Below are 18541 nucleotides of genomic sequence, written 5' to 3' on the forward strand. Positions count from 1 at the left end.
CTGTACTACATTCAGACAACGGTTCACCTATGAAGGGGACAACCCTAGTGGCACTGTGTTACCTACTTGGTATAGCTGCCCTCCTACTCACGTCCCAGGACGTCGAATGACAATGCTCACATGGAATCGATGTTTCGCACAGTCAAGTACTGTGCGAGCTATCCCCACGATGGCTTTGCCTCCCTCATGGCGGCAAGGGTCTGGATCGAGGGATTCGTCCAGTTATACAACGAGGAGCACCATCACTCTGGCTTGAACTTTGTGACCCCAAACCAAAAACATAACGGCGAAGATGTCATGATCCTCGCCAAGCGAGTCAAGGTCTACGAGGAGGCCAAAGCCAAGAATCCAAAACGATGGATCAATGCCAACACCCGGAACTGAAAGCCAGTTGTCTCTACGTCACTTGTTCCAACAAACCAGACAACGACAGCATCAAAGTCCACCACTGCAGCGTCTGATGCATTGTCTGATTTGAACCTAACGAGTCTGCCATGAGTGCCAGACCTCCGTTGCGTCACGATAGCGTGCCCTGTCTGTGGAGGCAACTTCCCCTTGTCAGGGAGGAGAACCTACTGCTCAGATGCTTGTCGGGCTCTTGCTTATCGACGACGTCACGATATAGGTGGCATTCTTCCAGTCACAGTTCCAGGGTCAAAGTCACATCGAGGCTTCACCGTCTATGAGTGTAGGTGTTGTGGTGAACGATCCCTCGGAGAACAACGCTGCTTAGAGTGTAATGCCTTTATGGCTCGAGTAGGAATAGGGGGATATTGTCCCTCCTGTGACGAACCAATCTCCATTACCGATCTACTTGGGGAGGAGTTGACACAAGCGAGAAAATAAATCGGGGATAGTTGACTTAGTTGCTACCCCGGTCGAGTGGATAGCAACTAAGATATATAACAGTCAATTCCAGCAAATACACTGACGGTTACCGTCAAGACCATGGCAAGATCATCAAAAAGAGACGCTTTGACAAAGTAATCAATCTCACTATTACAGAAAAACCCACAAAAGCCAAAGATGATAATCTCCAAGGAGCCTACGTCATAGACACCAGCCATAGCGAGCTAGATGCAGGTGAGATCTGGAATATCTATACGACTCTCACTAAAGTAGAAGATGCCTTTAGATCCCTCAAGAGTGATCTTGGACTTCGACCGGTCTATCATCAACTAGCTAGCCGAACTGCTGCTCACCTCTTCATCTCAGTACTTGCCTATCACCTCCTTAGTGCTATTGAGCTGACCTTGAGGCAAAATAACGATAAGAGAAGATGGTCAACCATTAAAGAGCAACTCAACAGTCACCGCCGAGCCACCATAGTTCTTACATCAGATAAAGGCGTTATCTATCACATCCGCACTAGTGGTGTTTCTGAGCCGGTTCACAAAGAGATCTACCGTCTCTTAGGAGTTAGTGATCCCCTTAAACGGATAAAGACCATTGCGACGCATTTGTAGTGTCCCAACGTAAGACCACATACTCAACTAGCTGGGAGAATAGGTTGATTTTCGGAAAGATGGGCTAACCTCTCAGTTAAGATGCGACTGGCGACAATCGTTGTTATGATATCGATCGTTGCGCTAATCACCGCCGGCGTAGGCGTCATGCAGATGTCTAGCATCAACGCTGCTGCGCAGAATATCTATCAGAACGGTCTCCTTCCGGTCTCGTATCTCGCTTCAGCTAGAGCGAACTTCCTTACCTCAAGTGGCGACCTCACAAAGCTAGCGATCACAACCAGCCCATCTTCAAGGGCGATGCTTACCAAGGAGTTCAACAGTTCGTCGTCGTCCTTTGAGAAGGCGGTTGCAAACTATAAGTCAAATCTCCAGAGCTTTGAGGGCGCAAAGTTGGTAGTTGTGAACAAGATTCAGGCTGCGGACGCAACACTACGCTCTGCTATTTCAAATGGTGGAATGAGCCTTGCAAACCCAACCACTGCAACACGCTTTGGAAACTTGGAATCCTCCACCCTCTCACCCTTGACCGTCAATATTACAAGCGATCTTGGAACGCTCATGAACGATGAACGATCAAACGCTGCCCAACTGGCGACAAATGCAAATTCCACCAACACTCAATCCAGATTGATCATGTTTATCGTGCTGATCCTAGGACTTGGACTTTCAATCGCCTTTGCCGGCGTCACTGCCAAGACGATTCTCTCACCCATTGCATCGATGCTTCGGGCGATAGGCCGCCTCGGTGAAGGTGATCTTTCAAGCGAATCAGGAATCGATTCTACCGACGAAATTGGCGAGATGGCCAAAGCCTTCGACAAAGCAGTTAGGCGTCTAAATGAGACCCTCACTCAAATCAACAACGCAGCTACCACCCTCGCTGCTTCAACGGTTGAACTAAATGCAGCTTCCAGCCAAGTCGGCGACAATGCCTCCTCTGCTAGTGACCAGGCTTCGGTAGTTTCAGCGGCAATTGAGGAGATCGCCACCATCTTGACCAATCTAAGTTCGGGTGCAACTCAAATGACCGAGTCCATAGGCGAAATATCCAGAAGTGCCTCTCAAGCATCTGAGATAACTCAGAATGCATATGCACTGGCCACCTCTGCTGCCAAGACAATAGCTGAACTAGACAATGCGAGCGAAAAGATCGGTGGAGTAGTATCACTAATCGCATCCATTGCTGATCAGACAAATCTCCTGGCCCTGAATGCTACAATCGAATCAGCCAGAGCAGGAGAGGCTGGTAAAGGTTTCGCAGTAGTCGCTGATGAGGTCAAGGACCTGGCAATCGAAACAGCTAAGGCCACAAAAGGCATCGAGGTCCAAATTCACGAAATCAAAGAAGAGACCCGCCATGCTGTAGAAACGATCACAAAGATTGCATCGGTTATCGCAGAGGTCAACCAACTCCAAATGACAGTCTCTGCAGCAGTCGAACAACAGAGCGCAGCTACCGGTGAGATCACCCACTCCGTAGAAGAGGTGGCTGTCGGATCCAATGAGATTGCCACTAACGTAGCTGGAGTAGCGATGGCTTCGAGGTCCACGACCGATGCGATTGAGCAATCCTTGATCGCTTCAAACGACCTTGCACACCTTGCTTCTGATCTGACTGGCCTTGTAGCTCAATTTCAACTTAAGGATATCAGAGCCGAGGTAGCCTTCGCCTGACAATTTAGAAGCTAAAGATCTCCTCTGCCCCACCACCCAACCCTTATGGGGCAGAGGATTATCCATAAGCCAAAAAGACAAAGAGGACCAACTGGCTCTTTTTGTCTTTTTGGTCTCTCCGACCAATACCTCTCGCTCTCTTAGCAAGCGAACCAGAAACACAGTTGATGCCGGCTAAATAAAAGCTGATCTCTGTTCACTTACTTTCTTACAGGTTTTCTAACAACGGCTTGGGCCCAAAAGGTGTTGGAGAAAATTCTCAATTATCCCCCGAATTCATGGCCACGGCGAACAATACCGCAAAGATATTAGACGCAGATCTAAGGTCTCTTTATTTAGCTCCCAGTTGGGCTCATCGGCACTTGCGCAATGAGAGCTTTATCGGATGAGGGTCCAACCGCACTTGGGTAATTACTGATACAGCCAATAATGCGGCAAATAAAATACTCGACAACGCCAATTGATATTACCCAATGACTCTTCCTTTTCGAACAAGGCAAGACGACCTAACAAAATACCCTCACCTAGGCGATCTTGACCGCTCCAGCTCTTATTAAATCGTCGATTGCGGCTCTTGTTAGACCAGCCTCCAAAAGGATCTCCAGAGTATGAAGACCCAACGAAGGTGCAGGGCGAGAAAAACGTCCCGGAGTTGCCGAGAGGCGAGGAACGATGTTAGCAACTGGAATCTCACCGAGGTCGTCATCTGGAATCGAGACCAAAATCTCACGTTCGATAAAATGACGATCTCGAAATACATCGGCTATGTCATACACGGGTCCAACTGTAGCCTTTGCCGCCCTCATCTTCTCTAGAGCTTCCTTCGAGCTCTTAGTTGCGAACCATCCTCCAAGTAGCTCATCAAGCTCATCTCGGTTTAGGATCCTTGCCGAATTGTCGACAAATCTAGGATCATCAATCAAATCGGGTCGACCTATCTCCTGAAAGATCCTCTCAGCCATCGAGGGCATCGACCCCGAAAGCGCAATATATTTACCGTCCAAACAACGATAGACGTTGCGCGGAGCCGTCGTGTTTGATGCACTGCCTACACGTTGCTTGACCTCACCAGTCAAATTATAGATAGCGGCATCAGGGCCAAGAAGTGAAAATAGAGGCTCCAGAAGGGAGAGGTCAATAACCTGACCCGCAGATAAAGCATGATCCAACGAGCGCAAGGCTAATAAAGTTGCCATCGCGCCATAGAGTCCAGCCGTCATGTCAGCTACCGGAAATGGTGGAAGGACCGGCTCGCGATCAGAAAAACCGGTGCGATCGGCCAACCCACTCATCGCCTCCACGAGGCTTCCAAAACCTGGCAACGGGGAATATGGACCATCTTGACCAAATCCCGAGATTCTAAGGATCACCAATTTTGGATTGCGCTTAAGTAGCACTTCCGGCGATAGCCCCATCTCTTCCAAGGTACCCGGTTTAAAGTTCTCTATTAGAACCTCTGACTCCTCAACCAGGCTAAGCAAGACCGCCTTGGCTGCGTCAACTCGAAGATTCAATACGATTGAACGCTTGTTTCTCGAATAAGTCTTCCAATAGAGCGACTCTCCACCATCGCGCCATGCTCGCAATGGATCACCCTCAGGAGGCTCAACTTTTATTACATCAGCGCCAAAGTCGCCGAGCAGCATTGAAGCGATATTGCCCGAGACCAGACGAGATAGATCCAAAACTCGAACCCCATCTAGGGCTCCAATGTAATCTGGGTCAAAGACCTTCTTGGCGAACTCAGCATCGTTTTGATTCAACGGATCTCCTAAAAATCACTCTATCTCATCCCGCATTTTCAATCATTGATCTCAAGGAATAGAAAAGACACAAAGATCAAAATATTTTAACTCCGATATGGCAATCTTTTACCAGAAATATTGCAAAATGATGCCTTGAAGAAGTAGGGAAATTCGAAAAATAAGTCCATCATCGAACGACTAGATGACGCGAAATCTAAGCGCTCCCGGAAACATAAGCACTTCCGGTCCAATCGAGCCCAGCCCCATTTTGCTCGAGCGCGGTTCCAACTGAAATAATCGTTGAAACGAAGAGTCATTTTCGAGCGCAATCGGTCAAAAAGATCAACTTCGGAAAGAGAACACAACCGAGGTAAATGGCCACCTAGATCCGTCACTACAATTGTTATAGATTTGAAAAATCCTAGGATAATATACCCTAGTCACTTGGGCTGGACAAGGCATTTTCCACCTCGCACCCCAATGCCAAGTGCGATAATCCAAGAGATCAATCTAACGTACAAAATATTGTGGAAGGTCGCCAGTACAACTCGCTATTTGCGGATTGGTGCTGACAGATTGGCATCTGTATTTGCACATAGCTGTGATCTATCTACAAATACAGATATATCACAACAAAATAAATATATTCTTTGGAATAAAACATGCATCCGTCAAAAAGATAATTCACAATAAGTAAAAACCTCCTTGACGGAGCAAATAAAGAAGTATCGTCGTCTTTAATTTAAAGCAAATACCGCGATAACTTTCGATGATTGATAATGATAATTCCCCTAAAACCAGCGCCTGGTCTTTGGGGCCTCGTTACTTGAACATTGGCAGCGCTTTTCTTGTGGAATGTGTCCTAGGACTTGTTCCACATGGCGTCCGCAACCTGACCAAGTTGGTTTCTTACATTTATTACACGTAACTGCACTACACATACCCTATAGGGTATATTGGATTCTGAGAAATGATGCCAAAAAATCAGTAAAAAGTCTAAATATTGCCTTTCACCTGAGCCCTTTGACCTTCTAACCGTTACATCGTTATCGAAGCCACGACTTAACTACCTAATCGGTGTAATTGTAAAGGTGGCCAAAGCAGCACTTCGGATTTAACGGTAACGAGCCCTTAAAGGTCCATTAAAACAGGTAGACCAACAGGCGTATCAAATAAGCAGATCTGCGTCACTTCGAGGAACTTTATCCAACCCGCCTGACCACATCCAAAGCTTCTATTAGAAAACATACGGCTACGAATCAATCAATCCATCCATGGGGTCTATCATCTTTATAATATGCGGACCATATCCGGATGGCGCTGCGGATATGGCTCAAATAAAAGCCCTAAAGCATGATCCGTCTCCATAACTATTGGCCAATTCAACTCCCAAAAACTACGAGGGCAAAAAATCTAATAGTGAGATCTAGCTAGATAAATCGATGGATTCAATTACAAAAAGCAAAAAAGAGGGAGTCCGACCAATTCCACAAAGTTCACCTCTGGCCAGATGATCCCAATAGCGTCTGCGAAATATTCCGTTTACACAAAGGGTTTAACTAACAAGAATGCCACCTTGGCACGAAATCGATAGAGGTGACCCTAAAGAAGTCAATCTCGCAAGGGTCAAATAGCAGTTGGTAAGAAGTCATATCGCAACCATAGGGGTCAAATTTGCGAAAACTATTATCCGACTTATCACCATTGGCTAGCAATCCTTCTATCAAAATCGTAAAACTAAGGATGAACTTTACACTTTGCACTATTGTTGAGTTGACAGGTCGGCTTTTGATTAGTGGCGAGTAACTTTTAATTGAAAGCCTCATTAGATTTTGGAGAAAAATGAATATCGCAACAGATGTAACACAACTTGTTGGCCACACGCCCTTAGTGGCGCTCAATCGACTTACATCGAGCTCCAAGGCTCGAATCGTGGTCAAACTAGAGTTTTTCAACCCGGCACATAGCGTCAAGGATCGAATCGGTGTAGCCATGATTGATGCTGCTATGGCAGCAGGCCTAATAACTCCAGAGACGATAGTCGTGGAACCAACCAGTGGAAATACTGGAATTGCTCTAGCGATGGTCTGCGCTGCACGAGGGATAAAGTGCATCCTGACAATGCCAGAGACGATGTCCAAAGAGAGGCGAATGCTCTTGCGCGCATACGGCGCGCAACTAATCCTAACGCCAGGAGCCGAGGGCATGGGTGGCGCTATAGCTAAAGCACAAGAGCTAGCGGCCTCAGATCCTAAATATTTCGTTCCACAACAGTTTGAAAATCCCGCCAACCCCTCGATTCATTACTCCACAACTGGCCCTGAAATCTGGCAAGATACCGATGGTACTGTAGATATCTTTGTCGCTGGGGTTGGCACTGGTGGAACAATCTCTGGCGTTGGCTCATATCTAAAAGAACAAAACCCAGCGATCAAAATTGTTGCTGTGGAGCCTTCAGCTTCACCGGTGCTATCTGGAGGAGCAAAAGGACCTCACCCCATCCAAGGAATAGGTGCGGGCTTTATCCCGAAGAACTATGACGCTAAGATCGTGGACGAAGTCATAGGGATTGACAATGAATTAGCCTTTGAGACTGCACGTGCGGCGGCAACTGAAGAAGGTCTGCTGGTCGGGATCTCCTCCGGTGCCGCAATAGCAGCCGCACTTGAACTAGCTAGCCGTGACGAAAATAGCCACAAACTCATAGTGGTAATAATCCCATCCTTTGGAGAGAGATACCTCTCTACACCGCTCTATGCAGGTTTAGCTGAATAATGATGGTCTTAGATCTCTTACGAAAGGACATATCCGCGGCCCTAGAGCGCGATCCGGCAGCGCGAAACAGATACGAGGTGGTCCTCTTTTATCCTGGATTTCATGCCGTGGCAGCCTATCGCCTCGCGCACCAACTATGGCAAGGCGGGAACCATCTGGGGGCTAGAACCATCTCGGCTTTGGCGTATCGATGGACTGGGGTTGATATCCATCCTGGGGCGACAATTGGCTCGGGCTTCTTTATAGATCACGCCTCTGGTGTAGTCATAGGCGAGACCGCTGTCGTAGGCGACGATGTGACCATGTACCACCAAGTGACTTTAGGCGGCCGTGGCGATCAGACCGGAAAAAGACATCCAGATATCGAAGATCGCGTCGTACTTGGCGCAGGCGCCAAAGTCCTCGGACCCATCCGAGTAGGCCATGACAGCAGAATAGGGGCCAACGCGGTCGTAGTTCGAGACGTGCCGCCCGGATCGGTTGTAGTTGGTGTTCCAGGTCAAGTCATCTCCAGAGCTTCACGCTTTGAAGGCACCCCTCTGTCGAACCTAGAGATGCCAGACGCCATTGGTGATGGCCTAAAATCACTAATCGATAGAGTCGACGAGATTGCAGCTACGGTTGGCCAGCCAAGTAAAAAAGATATTCGGCCCCGAAGAGATGGCATGTGGAGCTATGAGGACTTTTCAATCTAATTGTCAATCTAAGTAATAAAGACTTCACCTTGGATCACTAACACCAGGCTGGGTGATCCAAGGATGTTTTTTCGCACAGCTATTAATAGTTTAAAGCGCCATGATGTGATTCATAAAGTCCAGGAGTGACTGGTTCACGATCTCGGGCGCCTCTTGTTGCGTCCAATGACCACAGTCATCGATCAGTTTTGCCCGAAAAAGGCCAGGCAGGACGCCATCCATCTTAGCAATCATGGCATCGGCTCCGGGGAAATGGACTACCGGATCCACCTTGCCAGCTAGGTACATCGACGGCAGTGTGATCCGTGCTCGACTCCATGGTTCGGTAAGCTCCCAATTTCGATCGAGATTTCGATACCAGTTCAATGGCCCTCTAAATCCATTCCCACGAAAAGCCTCCACGTATATCGCTAAGTCTTTCTCGCTCAACCATTTTGGGGGCTCTTTGGGCAAGGGTGGTGCCTCAGCAAAGAAACCCCGATCAGCCGGCGAGTGCATCTTCCAAGGACCATTTACCGCGAACGAATCAGCTGAGTTACCGTAGAACATCGAGAAGATAGAGGTGGATAAGTCACCTTCAAAGTCTGCCTCGGCCCTACCCTCCAACTGAAAATACAATTGATAAAAGTCCTCACCAGAGAGTTCTCTCATTCGCACAGTCGGCTGAAAGCTTCCTCTTGGTCGATACGGAACGCTCAATCCAACGACTCCAGCGATTCGATCAGGTCGAAATAGTGCCGTAGACCAAGCCACAGGAGCACCCCAATCGTGACCCACTACTACGGCTTTCTCCAGGGAACGGAGATCCATGAGCGCAATTACATCTCCAACAAGATGCAAGATATTATATGCATCTATATCTTTGGGAGCGCTAGAGCCCCCATATCCACGTTGGTCAAGTGCAATAACGCGAAATCCACGCTCGCTCAGAAACTCAAGCTGGTAGCGCCATGAATACCAACTCTCAGGAAATCCATGGAGAAAAATGATAGGATACCCCTCCCCAGCTTCAACGTAATGGATACTCTGGCCGTTGATGGTTGCCCTATTATGTGAAATATTAAAATTCATCTCCATTACCTTTCAGCAGAGTTGGTCAAAACAAAGTAACGAAGTCAAATCCCTACGATCAAACAAGACGCCAATAGAATACCTCCAACCACGGTACTTTGTCGGTAAATCTACGATTTGACCCGCCTGGTGACTTGAAATTAAAAAAGGCGCAACAACCTATGATCCAAACAGAGCCACATCAACCAATGACATTGGCCGCCTTGCGACCGAACCAACTGATAATTCACCAGATCGTCCAAAGCGCTATTTTCGGTCACTTAGATTGAGCATTGTGGAGCGAGATCCTTGATCTGTTGTCGTTCGGCATAAATTTGAGCCAATAACTCGATTACCTACCGAAAGATTTACAACATCCCGCCAGAACCTTGCATCTAAATTGTGGTAGCGGACATGGCGAATTTATCACGGTAAATCATCACGGTAAATCATCACGGTAAATCATCACGGTAAATCATCACGGTAAATCATCACGGTAAATCATCACGGTAAATCATCACGGTAAATCATCACGGTAAATCATCACGGTAAATCATCACGGTAAATCATCACGGTAAATCATCACGGTAAATCATCACGGTAAATCATCACGGTAAATCATCACGGTAAATCGTCACGGTAAATCGTCACGGTAAATCATCACGGTAAATCATCACGGTAAATCATCACGGTAAATCATCACGGTAAATCATCACGGTAAATCGTTACAGTAAAAATGTGAAAAGCGGAGATCCGGGAGGAACCTGCTCTATCTCCAGCGGGCTATTTTGCATTCTCCAAAGAAGACCACTCAGTGAATCTGGACTCTCTAAGTCGATTCCAACAAGCGCAGGGCCAGTCTCTCGGTTACTTTTTTTGACGTACTCAAAGACAACAATATCTTCTCCGTCAGAAAGAACCTCCTCTAGAAATCTTCGAAGTGAGCCAGGTTCTTGGGGAAAGGTTACCAAAAAGTAGTGGCGTAACCCTTCGTGCACCAGGGAACGCTCCAGAATCTCTGAATAACGACTTACGTCATTATTTCCTCCGGACAAAATCGCAACGACAGCTCCCTTTGACCTATCGATCGCAATTCGAGAGAGTGCTGCAGTGGCTAGAGCGCCTGCGGGCTCTGTGATGATTCCCTCGTTTTGGTAGAGCTCTAACATCTCAGTACAGATAGCACCCTCTGGAACCAAGACGATCTCGTCTACGAGATCACGCACTATCGGAAATGTGAGATCCCCAACCCTGCCAACAGCCGCACCATCTACGAACGAATCCATTTGCTCTAGCGCGATTGGACCATTATTGGCAAGCGCCTTTGTCATGGAAGGTGCCCCCGTTGGTTCCGCCCCAATAATTGTGATATCGGGCCTTTGGCTGCGCAACCACAGAGCAATTCCAGCTATCAGCCCTCCCCCGCCAACCGGCACGACCACAGTAGACACATTAGGAGTGGGAAGTTGCTCTAAGAGTTCAACCCCTACAGTCGCCTGACCAGCAATAGTGCGAGGATCGTCAAATGCATGGACAAAGACCGAGCCGCTGCGAATCTCATCACGGCGAGCAGCAAGACTTGCATCGTCGTAGCTATGGCCGCCGATAACTATCTCGACCCAGAGACCCCCAAATTCCATAATTTTCTGTCTCTTTTGCCGAGGAGTAGTTGCCGGAAGAAAGATCTTACCTTTGATGCCGAGCTTATTGCAGCTATAGGCTACGCCTTGAGCGTGGTTACCCGCACTAGCACAGACGACGCCCATTGCTCGCTCTTGGTCACTTAGGCTAGAGATGAAGTTGTAAGCTCCCCGTATCTTATAGGAGCGAGCCAATTGAACATCTTCGCGCTTGAGCAGGACGTCAACGCCAAACTTGTTAGTTAATCGACTGCTGTGATCTAGCGACGTTCTCTTCACGACGTCTGATAAGAGCTGAGCCGCCCGCTTGATCGAATTTACATCTAGAATTTCCGACATCGTTCTCATCCCACCAATTGGCTAAATCTAGGAGTTTTCCCTCAGTTGATTCTATGTCAGATGCTCCATCCCGCATGTGAATAACTTTGCTTTCAAGTAAAGCGAGGTCCCAAGCATCCTTGGGATATCACGTATCCCAAGCAATCGTGGCCTAATCAAATAGAGATGGGGTCCTTTATTACCTATACAGTCCAAAAGAGCGCTACGTAGCGGAACCACCAGAGCAAAAGAGAAAGCATCTAGTGACTGTTGCTCAAAGCTAGCAAGTTGCTTGAGGTGACTGTCGACTTAAAATCTCTTATGAGCCCTCTAATTCGCCAGAGGAGCCCACAATGAATATTCCACAAACCTCCACTAACACAGCACTCCCACTTGGGATTAGCTCGTTGTGGATCACAATTGTGATGTCGCCATCGCGCGGATACCTTGGAAGATTGGGCCTAAGCTAGCCAAATAGAGCGCTTGTCTAGTCCATCTTTGGTCAACAGTTAGATAACTTCTGGTTCCATCTAATCAAGGTTTTATCCAAGAGGATAACCGCGAAAGATGAAATTCACCAAGCTACCACCCAATGATCCTTGTCGGCTTTACTTTAGACCCCTCAACATGATCGAACCTAGATGAAGTGGAACCTTGTCAGTAAGGTCGCTAACCTGCGACCGACATGAAAAACCATCTGCCACTACAACCGCATCGCTAGGTGCCTCATTGATCTGAGAGATAATAGATCTTTGTGCGACTCTGACTGATAGATCGTAGTGAGAGAGTTCCATCCCAAAGTTTCCAGCCATCCCACAGCATCCAGTCACTGTCAAAAGATTAGCACCAGTTGCTTTAAGCAACTGAAGGTCATCGTGGACTCCTATGTCTGCATATTGATGGCAATGAGGCTGCCAAATCAAGGTTTCACCTCTTAGATTGGGAGGTTGCCATGAAGATCTGGGACTATTGGCAACTCTCATCAGAAGCTCCGCCAAAGTCACCGTAGCGTCACAGACCGACTTCGCACCTTCGCCTTTATGGAGTTCCACCAGGTCGCTTCGGAGAACACCTGCGCATGACGGCTCGAGTACCAACACCAAATAACCAGAGGAAGTTAGTGGAAATAGCCATTCAACAAGGCGTCGAAGCTTTCTTCGAGCTATCTCAAGTTGGCCAGTAGAGATCTCAGTAATAGCCATAGAGAGCTCCTTTGGCGCCACCACTACCTCTATCTCCAGTGTTCTCAACAGTTCCAAACAATCTTCGAGAACCCATGGAGAAAAGTGGTTATTGAACGGATCCACCATCAAAACTACTCGCGACATTGACCCCTTCGAGGAGGCACCAGAAAGACTCTTTGGTCCCAATCTCTCATCGTCTAATCCTCCTTCTTGGGGGACCCCACGACCTAAAGCAGATCCCGAAACGGAGTTACCTTTGAGGGTACTGACAAACGACCTTTTAGCAAAAGGTGGCAGCGTTCGTCGTCGATCGATACCCGCAACCTTCTCCATTGCCAACTTAGCAAAGTCATTTGTCAGTACCTTGTTCGCCAAATTTGGGAAAGCTCCTCCTAGCTCCGCCCAAAAGGAGAGGCGACCTAACAGATAATGATTCATCGGCCTCATGCGATGATTGTAAGCGTTGAACAAAACCTCTGCCTTGTAACGGGCCATGTCGACGCCAGCAGGACAGTCCCTGGAACATGCCTTGCAGGATAGGCAGAGATCTAAGGCTTCATGTACCTCCTTGGACCGCCATCCACCTTTCACAAACGTTCCATTTAACATCTCTTGAAGAACTCGGGCACGACCACGAGTCGAATCTTTTTCATCCAATGTTGCGACGTAGGATGGACACATAACGCTATCGTTAGCCCCTTGGGCTAAACGACACTTACCCACGCCAACGCATCGATGAACTCCGGCTCCAAAGTCACCGCCATCGAGAGAAAAACCAAATCCTTTCCTTCGTGGAAATTCTCGCACTCCCTCTAGCCGAAGCGAATCATCAAAGGCGGCAGGTTCGACCAGTACGCCCTTATTCATCACATGATTGGGATCAAATAAGCCCTTAAACTCCGCAAATAAGGAGATCATCTGCGGAGAATACATCTTTGTCAGAAGCTGACTCCGAGCGCGACCATCGCCATGCTCTCCCGAAAGCGAGCCATCATAGGAGACCACTAAATCACTAGCACTCTCCATAAATGCCCTAAAGCGTTGCGGATCAGACTCTAGGTCAAAGTCGATCCGCGAATGGATGCATCCCTCTCCAAAATGGCCATAGATCAGGCCGTCAAAACCAAATTCACCAAGCAGATCCTGGAAGTCGACGAGATAATCTCCCAGTCTAAAAGGAGGAACTGCTGCATCTTCGAATCCTGGCCATGCCGCTTTACCAGCTATTGTCCGTCCGGCCAAGCCTGCACCGTCGTCTCGAAGTCGCCAAAGCATCCTCATCGCGGTCGTGTCACGAACCACAATAGAGTCTATGACGCCGCTGGTTAGGGTGACTGCTTTAGCGCTAGCGAGAGCCTCCGATAAAGTTTCTCCTGCGCATTCAACAAAAAGCCAACCTTTGCCCTTAGGCAAAGTTGCCGAGACACCTACTCGCTTTGGGCCACTGCGCAACCGCTCGAGCAGCCGCGAGTCAAAGCCTTCTATGGTTTGAGGAGCCATAGCCGCAATTGCCGGCGCGGCATAGGCCGCAGTGATCATATCGCTATAGCCAAGGATCGCTAGGACAACTACCTTTGGCGCTTCTATCAATTTCAAGGTTGATTCAATTACCCCTACGGTAGTACCCTCGCTACCAACCAAAGATCGAGCTAGCCGCCCCGGATGGCCTGAAAGAAGATCCTGCAGCGAATAACCAGATACTTGACGTGGAAAGCGCCCTAATTGAGCGCTGATCAATCCTTCGTGGTCAGCTATCAACTTGGACAATCCTGGGACAACCTCTAAATCATCTTTAGCTTGAAACACACGGCCTCGACCATCGACCACCTTGAGGCTAGCCACATTGTCTTGGGTCTTTCCATAAGCAATGGAATGTGCCCCACAGGAGTTATTGCCGATCATTCCACCAATCGAGGCACGCGAATGAGTTGAGGGATCTGGACCAAACAAAAGACCAATTGGACTTAGGAAACTCGCCAATTCATCTAAGATCAAACCGGGTTGCACCGTCGCGGTCTTGGCCTCTGGATCGATATCTATAACCTTGTTCATATATCTCGTCGTATCCAATACGATTCCTGAACCAATTGAATTACCAGCGACAGATGTTCCACCTCCACGCATAGTAATCGATAGACCCGTCTCGTTTGCGACGTCAATGGCACCTAAGACTTCATCACCCGATCCTGGGTAGACAACCGCACTCGGAACTATTCGATAGTTAGAGGCATCGCTAGAGTACTCGGCCCGACGTCTCTTTGAGATGTCGACGTCTTTGACTCCATTTGAGAAAAGCATCTCCACCAAGGTTTGCTGCAAGCCGTTACTGGAACTTTTTCGCTCGAGTGGCTTTGAACCGTCGCGCAATCTACTCACCACATTCCGTCTCTGAATTCATATGAGCCTAGAGCCAAAAACTCTACCCTTGGTGAGTCTAGAAATCCTATCTCTAAAAGAAACGGCGAAATATACTTCTGAAAGATCCTGGCTGCACCTTGAGATCCAAGATGGAGAAAAGCGCTAACCCTGTCTTATTCTCCTCGTAGAGATAAAAAGGCGTGCCACACCTGCCGAAGCAGAAAGTGACACGCCAAGGGTAGAAAACTAAGGTCTAACTGAACCATAAGGCCATGGCCAACCGAGACCTTAGCCCTAGTCCGAGTGTGTAATCAAAAGTCACCTCACTCGAACGATCATTGCCCGCGGGGTCGAGGCTCTATTCCCCAGAACCATCGTCTCCGGCAAGAATCTTATATATCGCCTTGCGAGCTGCGATTAAAACTTCGAGAGCTCGCTTTTGTTGATCCTTAGTTCCTGCCTGAAAGACCTGCATCAAGGCTGAAGCAAATGCGGCACCTTCACGCCTGATATCGAAAAATATCGTCTCTGGGCCGTTGGCCATCTCCTCCCATGGAGGCGCGCTTCGTGGATTCTCCGCAAGATATTGTTGTCCTGCTTCGCTAAGACTGTAGATCTTCTTTCCATCCACAACCGAAAGGGTAATCAAACCCTCATCTTCTAATGCCTGAAGCGTGGGGTAAACAGAACCTGGGCTGGGTTGCCAAACTCCATTGCTTCTGGCCGATAGCTCCTGAATAATCTCATATCCATGGCGTGGCGCCTCTGCTATCAGGGTCAAGATACCAAATCGCACATCACCTCTACCAACCTTTGGACCCCGTCCTGGTCCAAAACCGGGGCCAAAGCCTGGCCCAAAACCTGGGCCAAAACCGCCACCGAATCCACGTCCAAACCCTCCGGGACCGCCGTGACCTCGGTGGCCAAATCCTTCTCCACGATGATCATGACGATGATCTGACCTACCGCACCCGCATCCTCTACCTTCACAATTATGCATATCAAATTTCCTTTTCTCTAATCTTTATCTTGTAATCAATATTATCACGATATATCGCAACTCATACTTAAAGCAATCTTTAAATCTAAAAGTTCCCATCGTATAGAAGGATTATCACCAATGGGAAAAATTGCTACTGCGCAGCAAATTCACCTTGTCGTAGATCTAACTCCACAAACCGTGCGTCGGATTGAAATTTGACTACAATTTCAGCAATTCATTGGGTAGCCAGGTCAAAAAGATCCCTTCCAACACAAACACCCAATCCCCGTCAGGTTCATGGCACGTTAAAGCCTGTTCTTTGGATTTTGGTTATCCAATTAGAGATAGAGCAATCGAAGAAATTTTGATACTCGGCCTATCCATTCATATGGCTATCAATAGGGGCGTTAGAAGGCTATATGGGACCATAGTTCACTAAAACTAATGTCAACCAACTGCTCTAGCCCGTCTCTAAAATCCAGAGAGCTAGAAGACCATTCATCATTTATTGGTCCAAATAGAAAACCACCTCTGAATCGGTCTGATTTAGGGGGTTGGCGACTACTCGGTCTAGGGTGACTGGAGCGATCTTCCCTCTACCGCTCCAGTCAAACCGGAAGTGAATCTCTCGATTCATCCGCCTTCCTGCTCGCTACTGCTCTGTGTTGGCTCATCCTCATTGCTGAGTTGGCTAGTTCGCTGCAGTCCATTCGACTGTGTTGCCAGCAACTGGGGTTACCCACTAAGAGTAGACACTGACTTAAGCAGTTTTTGCTCTTACTTCTAAGGCTAACTCATAATTGACTGGTGAGATGTTCTTAGGTCTTCGAATGTCGCCGTTTGCTGTTGTAAAAATTCTTTTACCACTTTATTCCAGCTCTTAATTCAGAGATGTCTTTGAAGACATGTCTCAAGAAGTATTCATGCTTGAAGACCGACCAGAAGGATTCAGCACTGGCGTGATTGTAACAGGATCCCATTTGCGCCATGGAGCGAATGATTCCATTTTCTTTACAGAGAGGGGATTCTGTGCGACGATCTAAGAATTGGCTTTCTCGATCGCTACGGAACACCGCTCCTCGGCAATTGCTACCTCTGGTATTAATTGCCTGACCTAGAGCTTCTAGCACTATCTCGAGCCTCATATTTTCATAAGACGCTATGGCCAAGCACTCTTCCTCGTTTACTCCAACATAAGTGCTCGTCTCTAACCTACACACAGATATGCAGATCTATCACCTATCTTCATGCAGGTGATGTCGGAGGGTCAAACGCTATCTAAAGGTCCCTTGTCAAAATTCCTATCAAGAAAAGTCTCTTGGATATGTGGCCTTAGAGTCACAAATAGTGGTCACTACTTTTTAGTAGCTTTGGGCTAACTTAGGATATTGAAAGCTCACGCATCTTTTCTGCGACAGTGTTATGGCTAGTTGGCTCACCTTGTAATTACAATTGCGCCGTTATCCTTGGTGCTCCGTAGATACCTATTGACTCTTGTTAGTGGATTTCAAGAATTTTAATCTTCAGAGTCTTTGTGGCCAACTCAGTGGAACATTGTCTATCTTTGACTTGCCTCCACTTGTAATAGCCAGCCCGAGAGACCTCAAGTAGTCTGTCCATCTGTAGATATTTGTAAAGTTCGCTCACTTACGCTTCCGTTGATGCAAATCTCTCTTGCTTGGTGGATTCTCATGCGTTGTACGCGGCTGTTTTTCTAAAAGAAGGTCTTGTCCTTCTGCAATTCTGCCACCTCCCTTGACACCTAGGGCTCACGGTGAAGTCGTATGAGCTATTGGCGTTCAGCAGTACTCAGAGGCTATTTGCTTGTGATTTCGCTAGCTTCGATGCGTCGACGTTCATCGCGGTGTTGCCAGCGGCGTTTAATTGACCCACCTTAAACGGTATTTAATTGACCCACCCCCCCCAACAAGACGGATCTTCGGAAATAAGCGGTATTCCGGTACCAAGATCGACCAGGAATCGGCAAGTTATTGAGCGTTCTGAGGTGATTGGCCAGATTGAAGCCGTCATTCGGAGAGGTCTAGGCTACACAACCCGTGAACGGGTAAGAGGGGCCAAGGGGGTTCTCCCTGGTGTCTTACTTATTGGGTTGGTTGGTTCCTGTTACGAACCAAGTGCGCTAGAGATCTGCGTTGTCACCGGGGTAACAGTAGCTAGTAGTGACCAGTCAGGCTTACCAGCCGCCAAGAGCGCTCTGATTCTAAAGTTCGCAAAGTTCGTCATCCCAAAGGCGATGCGCTTAATCCGCTTAATGAGGTTGTTCATCGACTCTGTCGGTCCATTGGTCACGAAGGACGTGTGCCAGGCCAGGATCTCATCATGCCAGCTTTTCAAGGTTCTCCCAAGTAGTTGGACCTCGGGGGGTCGTTGGTTGTCGGTGAAGTCACTGATAAGAGCATCGAGGTGGTCACTAGCGAGTTTTGGGTCACGATAGGTATAGAGCTCTCGTAAGGACTCCTTGGCTCTCCATGCGGTAGCTACCTCGTTGTCTGGGTCACCTAGTTCAAGTAGGTGAGTAAGTTTGGCGTTGGCACCCTCGGTGAGTCTCTCCTTGGCCATAGTCAGGAGTCGCCGGATGCGATAGAGGGGATCCCCACCCCTGCCTCTGTGACCAAGGATGTTCTGTTGTA

General features: G+C 48.0%; 12 protein-coding genes and 1 pseudogene. 7 read left to right on the plus strand and 6 right to left on the minus strand.

Annotated elements, in window-relative coordinates:
* The first annotated feature begins 75 nt into the window (after positions 1-75).
* The 5 genes and pseudogenes from AXFE_RS08290 (at position 76) to AXFE_RS21415 (ending at position 3143) form a co-directional block, all read left to right on the plus strand.
* A complete protein-coding gene (locus AXFE_RS08290) occupies positions 76-384 on the plus strand; it encodes an integrase core domain-containing protein (protein WP_152625958.1) in 309 nt (102 codons plus the stop codon).
* A 114-nt stretch (positions 385-498) separates the two neighbouring features.
* The gene (locus tag AXFE_RS19210; protein ID WP_152625959.1) at positions 499-846 is read left to right on the plus strand and encodes a hypothetical protein; all 348 of its coding nucleotides are present in this window, start codon (positions 499-501) and stop codon (positions 844-846) included.
* 113 nt (positions 847-959) lie between these two features.
* On the plus strand, positions 960-1466 hold the full coding sequence (locus AXFE_RS21805) for an IS1634 family transposase (RefSeq protein WP_455423333.1): 507 nt from the start codon (positions 960-962) through the stop codon (positions 1464-1466).
* Between the two features lie 75 nt (positions 1467-1541).
* Positions 1542-1850, plus strand: a pseudogene (locus AXFE_RS21410) (MCP four helix bundle domain-containing protein); the annotation flags it as partial.
* Between the two features lie 177 nt (positions 1851-2027).
* Positions 2028-3143, plus strand: a complete 1116-nt coding sequence (locus AXFE_RS21415) for a methyl-accepting chemotaxis protein (RefSeq protein WP_407071677.1) — start codon at positions 2028-2030, stop codon at positions 3141-3143.
* Between the two features lie 524 nt (positions 3144-3667).
* Here AXFE_RS21415 and AXFE_RS08300 read toward each other — a convergent pair.
* A complete protein-coding gene (locus tag AXFE_RS08300) occupies positions 3668-4906 on the minus strand; it encodes a CaiB/BaiF CoA transferase family protein (RefSeq protein ID WP_052605419.1) in 1239 nt (412 codons plus the stop codon).
* Between the two features lie 1824 nt (positions 4907-6730).
* On the opposite strand from AXFE_RS08300, the gene cysK reads away from it, so the two are divergent.
* Both cysK and cysE read left to right on the plus strand, forming a co-directional pair.
* Positions 6731-7663: a cysteine synthase A gene (cysK, locus tag AXFE_RS08305; protein ID WP_052605420.1), complete on the plus strand. Its 933-nt coding sequence runs from the start codon at positions 6731-6733 to the stop codon at positions 7661-7663.
* Positions 7663-8358 (plus strand): serine O-acetyltransferase, encoded by a 696-nt coding sequence (gene cysE, locus AXFE_RS08310; protein WP_052605421.1) that lies wholly within the window; start codon positions 7663-7665, stop codon positions 8356-8358. Before cysK ends, cysE begins: the two co-directional genes overlap by 1 nt.
* Positions 8359-8448: 90 nt before the next feature.
* Here cysE and AXFE_RS08315 read toward each other — a convergent pair whose 3' ends face one another.
* From AXFE_RS08315 to AXFE_RS08345, 5 genes are all read right to left on the minus strand, one after another.
* Positions 8449-9429: an alpha/beta fold hydrolase gene (locus AXFE_RS08315; protein WP_052605422.1), complete on the minus strand. Its 981-nt coding sequence runs from the start codon at positions 9427-9429 to the stop codon at positions 8449-8451.
* Between the two features lie 704 nt (positions 9430-10133).
* Positions 10134-11396 (minus strand): threonine ammonia-lyase IlvA, encoded by a 1263-nt coding sequence (gene ilvA / locus AXFE_RS08320; protein WP_407071676.1) that lies wholly within the window; start codon positions 11394-11396, stop codon positions 10134-10136.
* Positions 11397-11974: 578 nt separating this feature from the next.
* Complete coding sequence (locus tag AXFE_RS08325) at positions 11975-14848, minus strand: FAD-binding and (Fe-S)-binding domain-containing protein (protein WP_082058590.1); 2874 nt, start codon at positions 14846-14848, stop codon at positions 11975-11977.
* A 418-nt stretch (positions 14849-15266) separates the two neighbouring features.
* On the minus strand, positions 15267-15908 hold the full coding sequence (locus AXFE_RS08330) for a PadR family transcriptional regulator (protein ID WP_082058588.1): 642 nt from the start codon (positions 15906-15908) through the stop codon (positions 15267-15269).
* Positions 15909-18014: 2106 nt separating this feature from the next.
* Positions 18015-18541, minus strand: a 527-nt coding sequence (locus AXFE_RS08345) for a transposase (RefSeq protein WP_160291787.1), incomplete at its 5' end; no start/stop codon positions are given.

The organism is Acidithrix ferrooxidans (assembly GCF_000949295.1).
GTDB classification, from domain to species: Bacteria; Actinomycetota; Acidimicrobiia; order Acidimicrobiales; family Acidimicrobiaceae; genus Acidithrix; species Acidithrix ferrooxidans.

Excerpts from the sequence above, each read along its gene's own strand:
- AXFE_RS08330 (WP_082058588.1), bottom strand. The coding sequence starts at position 15,908 with ATGCATAATTGTGAAGGTAGAGGATGCGGGTGCGGTAGGTCAGATCAT.
- AXFE_RS21415 (WP_407071677.1), top strand. The coding sequence starts at position 2,028 with ATGAACGATGAACGATCAAACGCTGCCCAACTGGCGACAAATGCAAAT.
- cysK (WP_052605420.1), top strand. The coding sequence starts at position 6,731 with ATGAATATCGCAACAGATGTAACACAACTTGTTGGCCACACGCCCTTA.
- cysE (WP_052605421.1), top strand. The coding sequence starts at position 7,663 with ATGATGGTCTTAGATCTCTTACGAAAGGACATATCCGCGGCCCTAGAG.
- ilvA (WP_407071676.1), bottom strand. The coding sequence starts at position 11,396 with ATGAGAACGATGTCGGAAATTCTAGATGTAAATTCGATCAAGCGGGCG.
- AXFE_RS08315 (WP_052605422.1), bottom strand. The coding sequence starts at position 9,429 with ATGAATTTTAATATTTCACATAATAGGGCAACCATCAACGGCCAGAGT.
- AXFE_RS08325 (WP_082058590.1), bottom strand. The coding sequence starts at position 14,848 with ATGCTTTTCTCAAATGGAGTCAAAGACGTCGACATCTCAAAGAGACGT.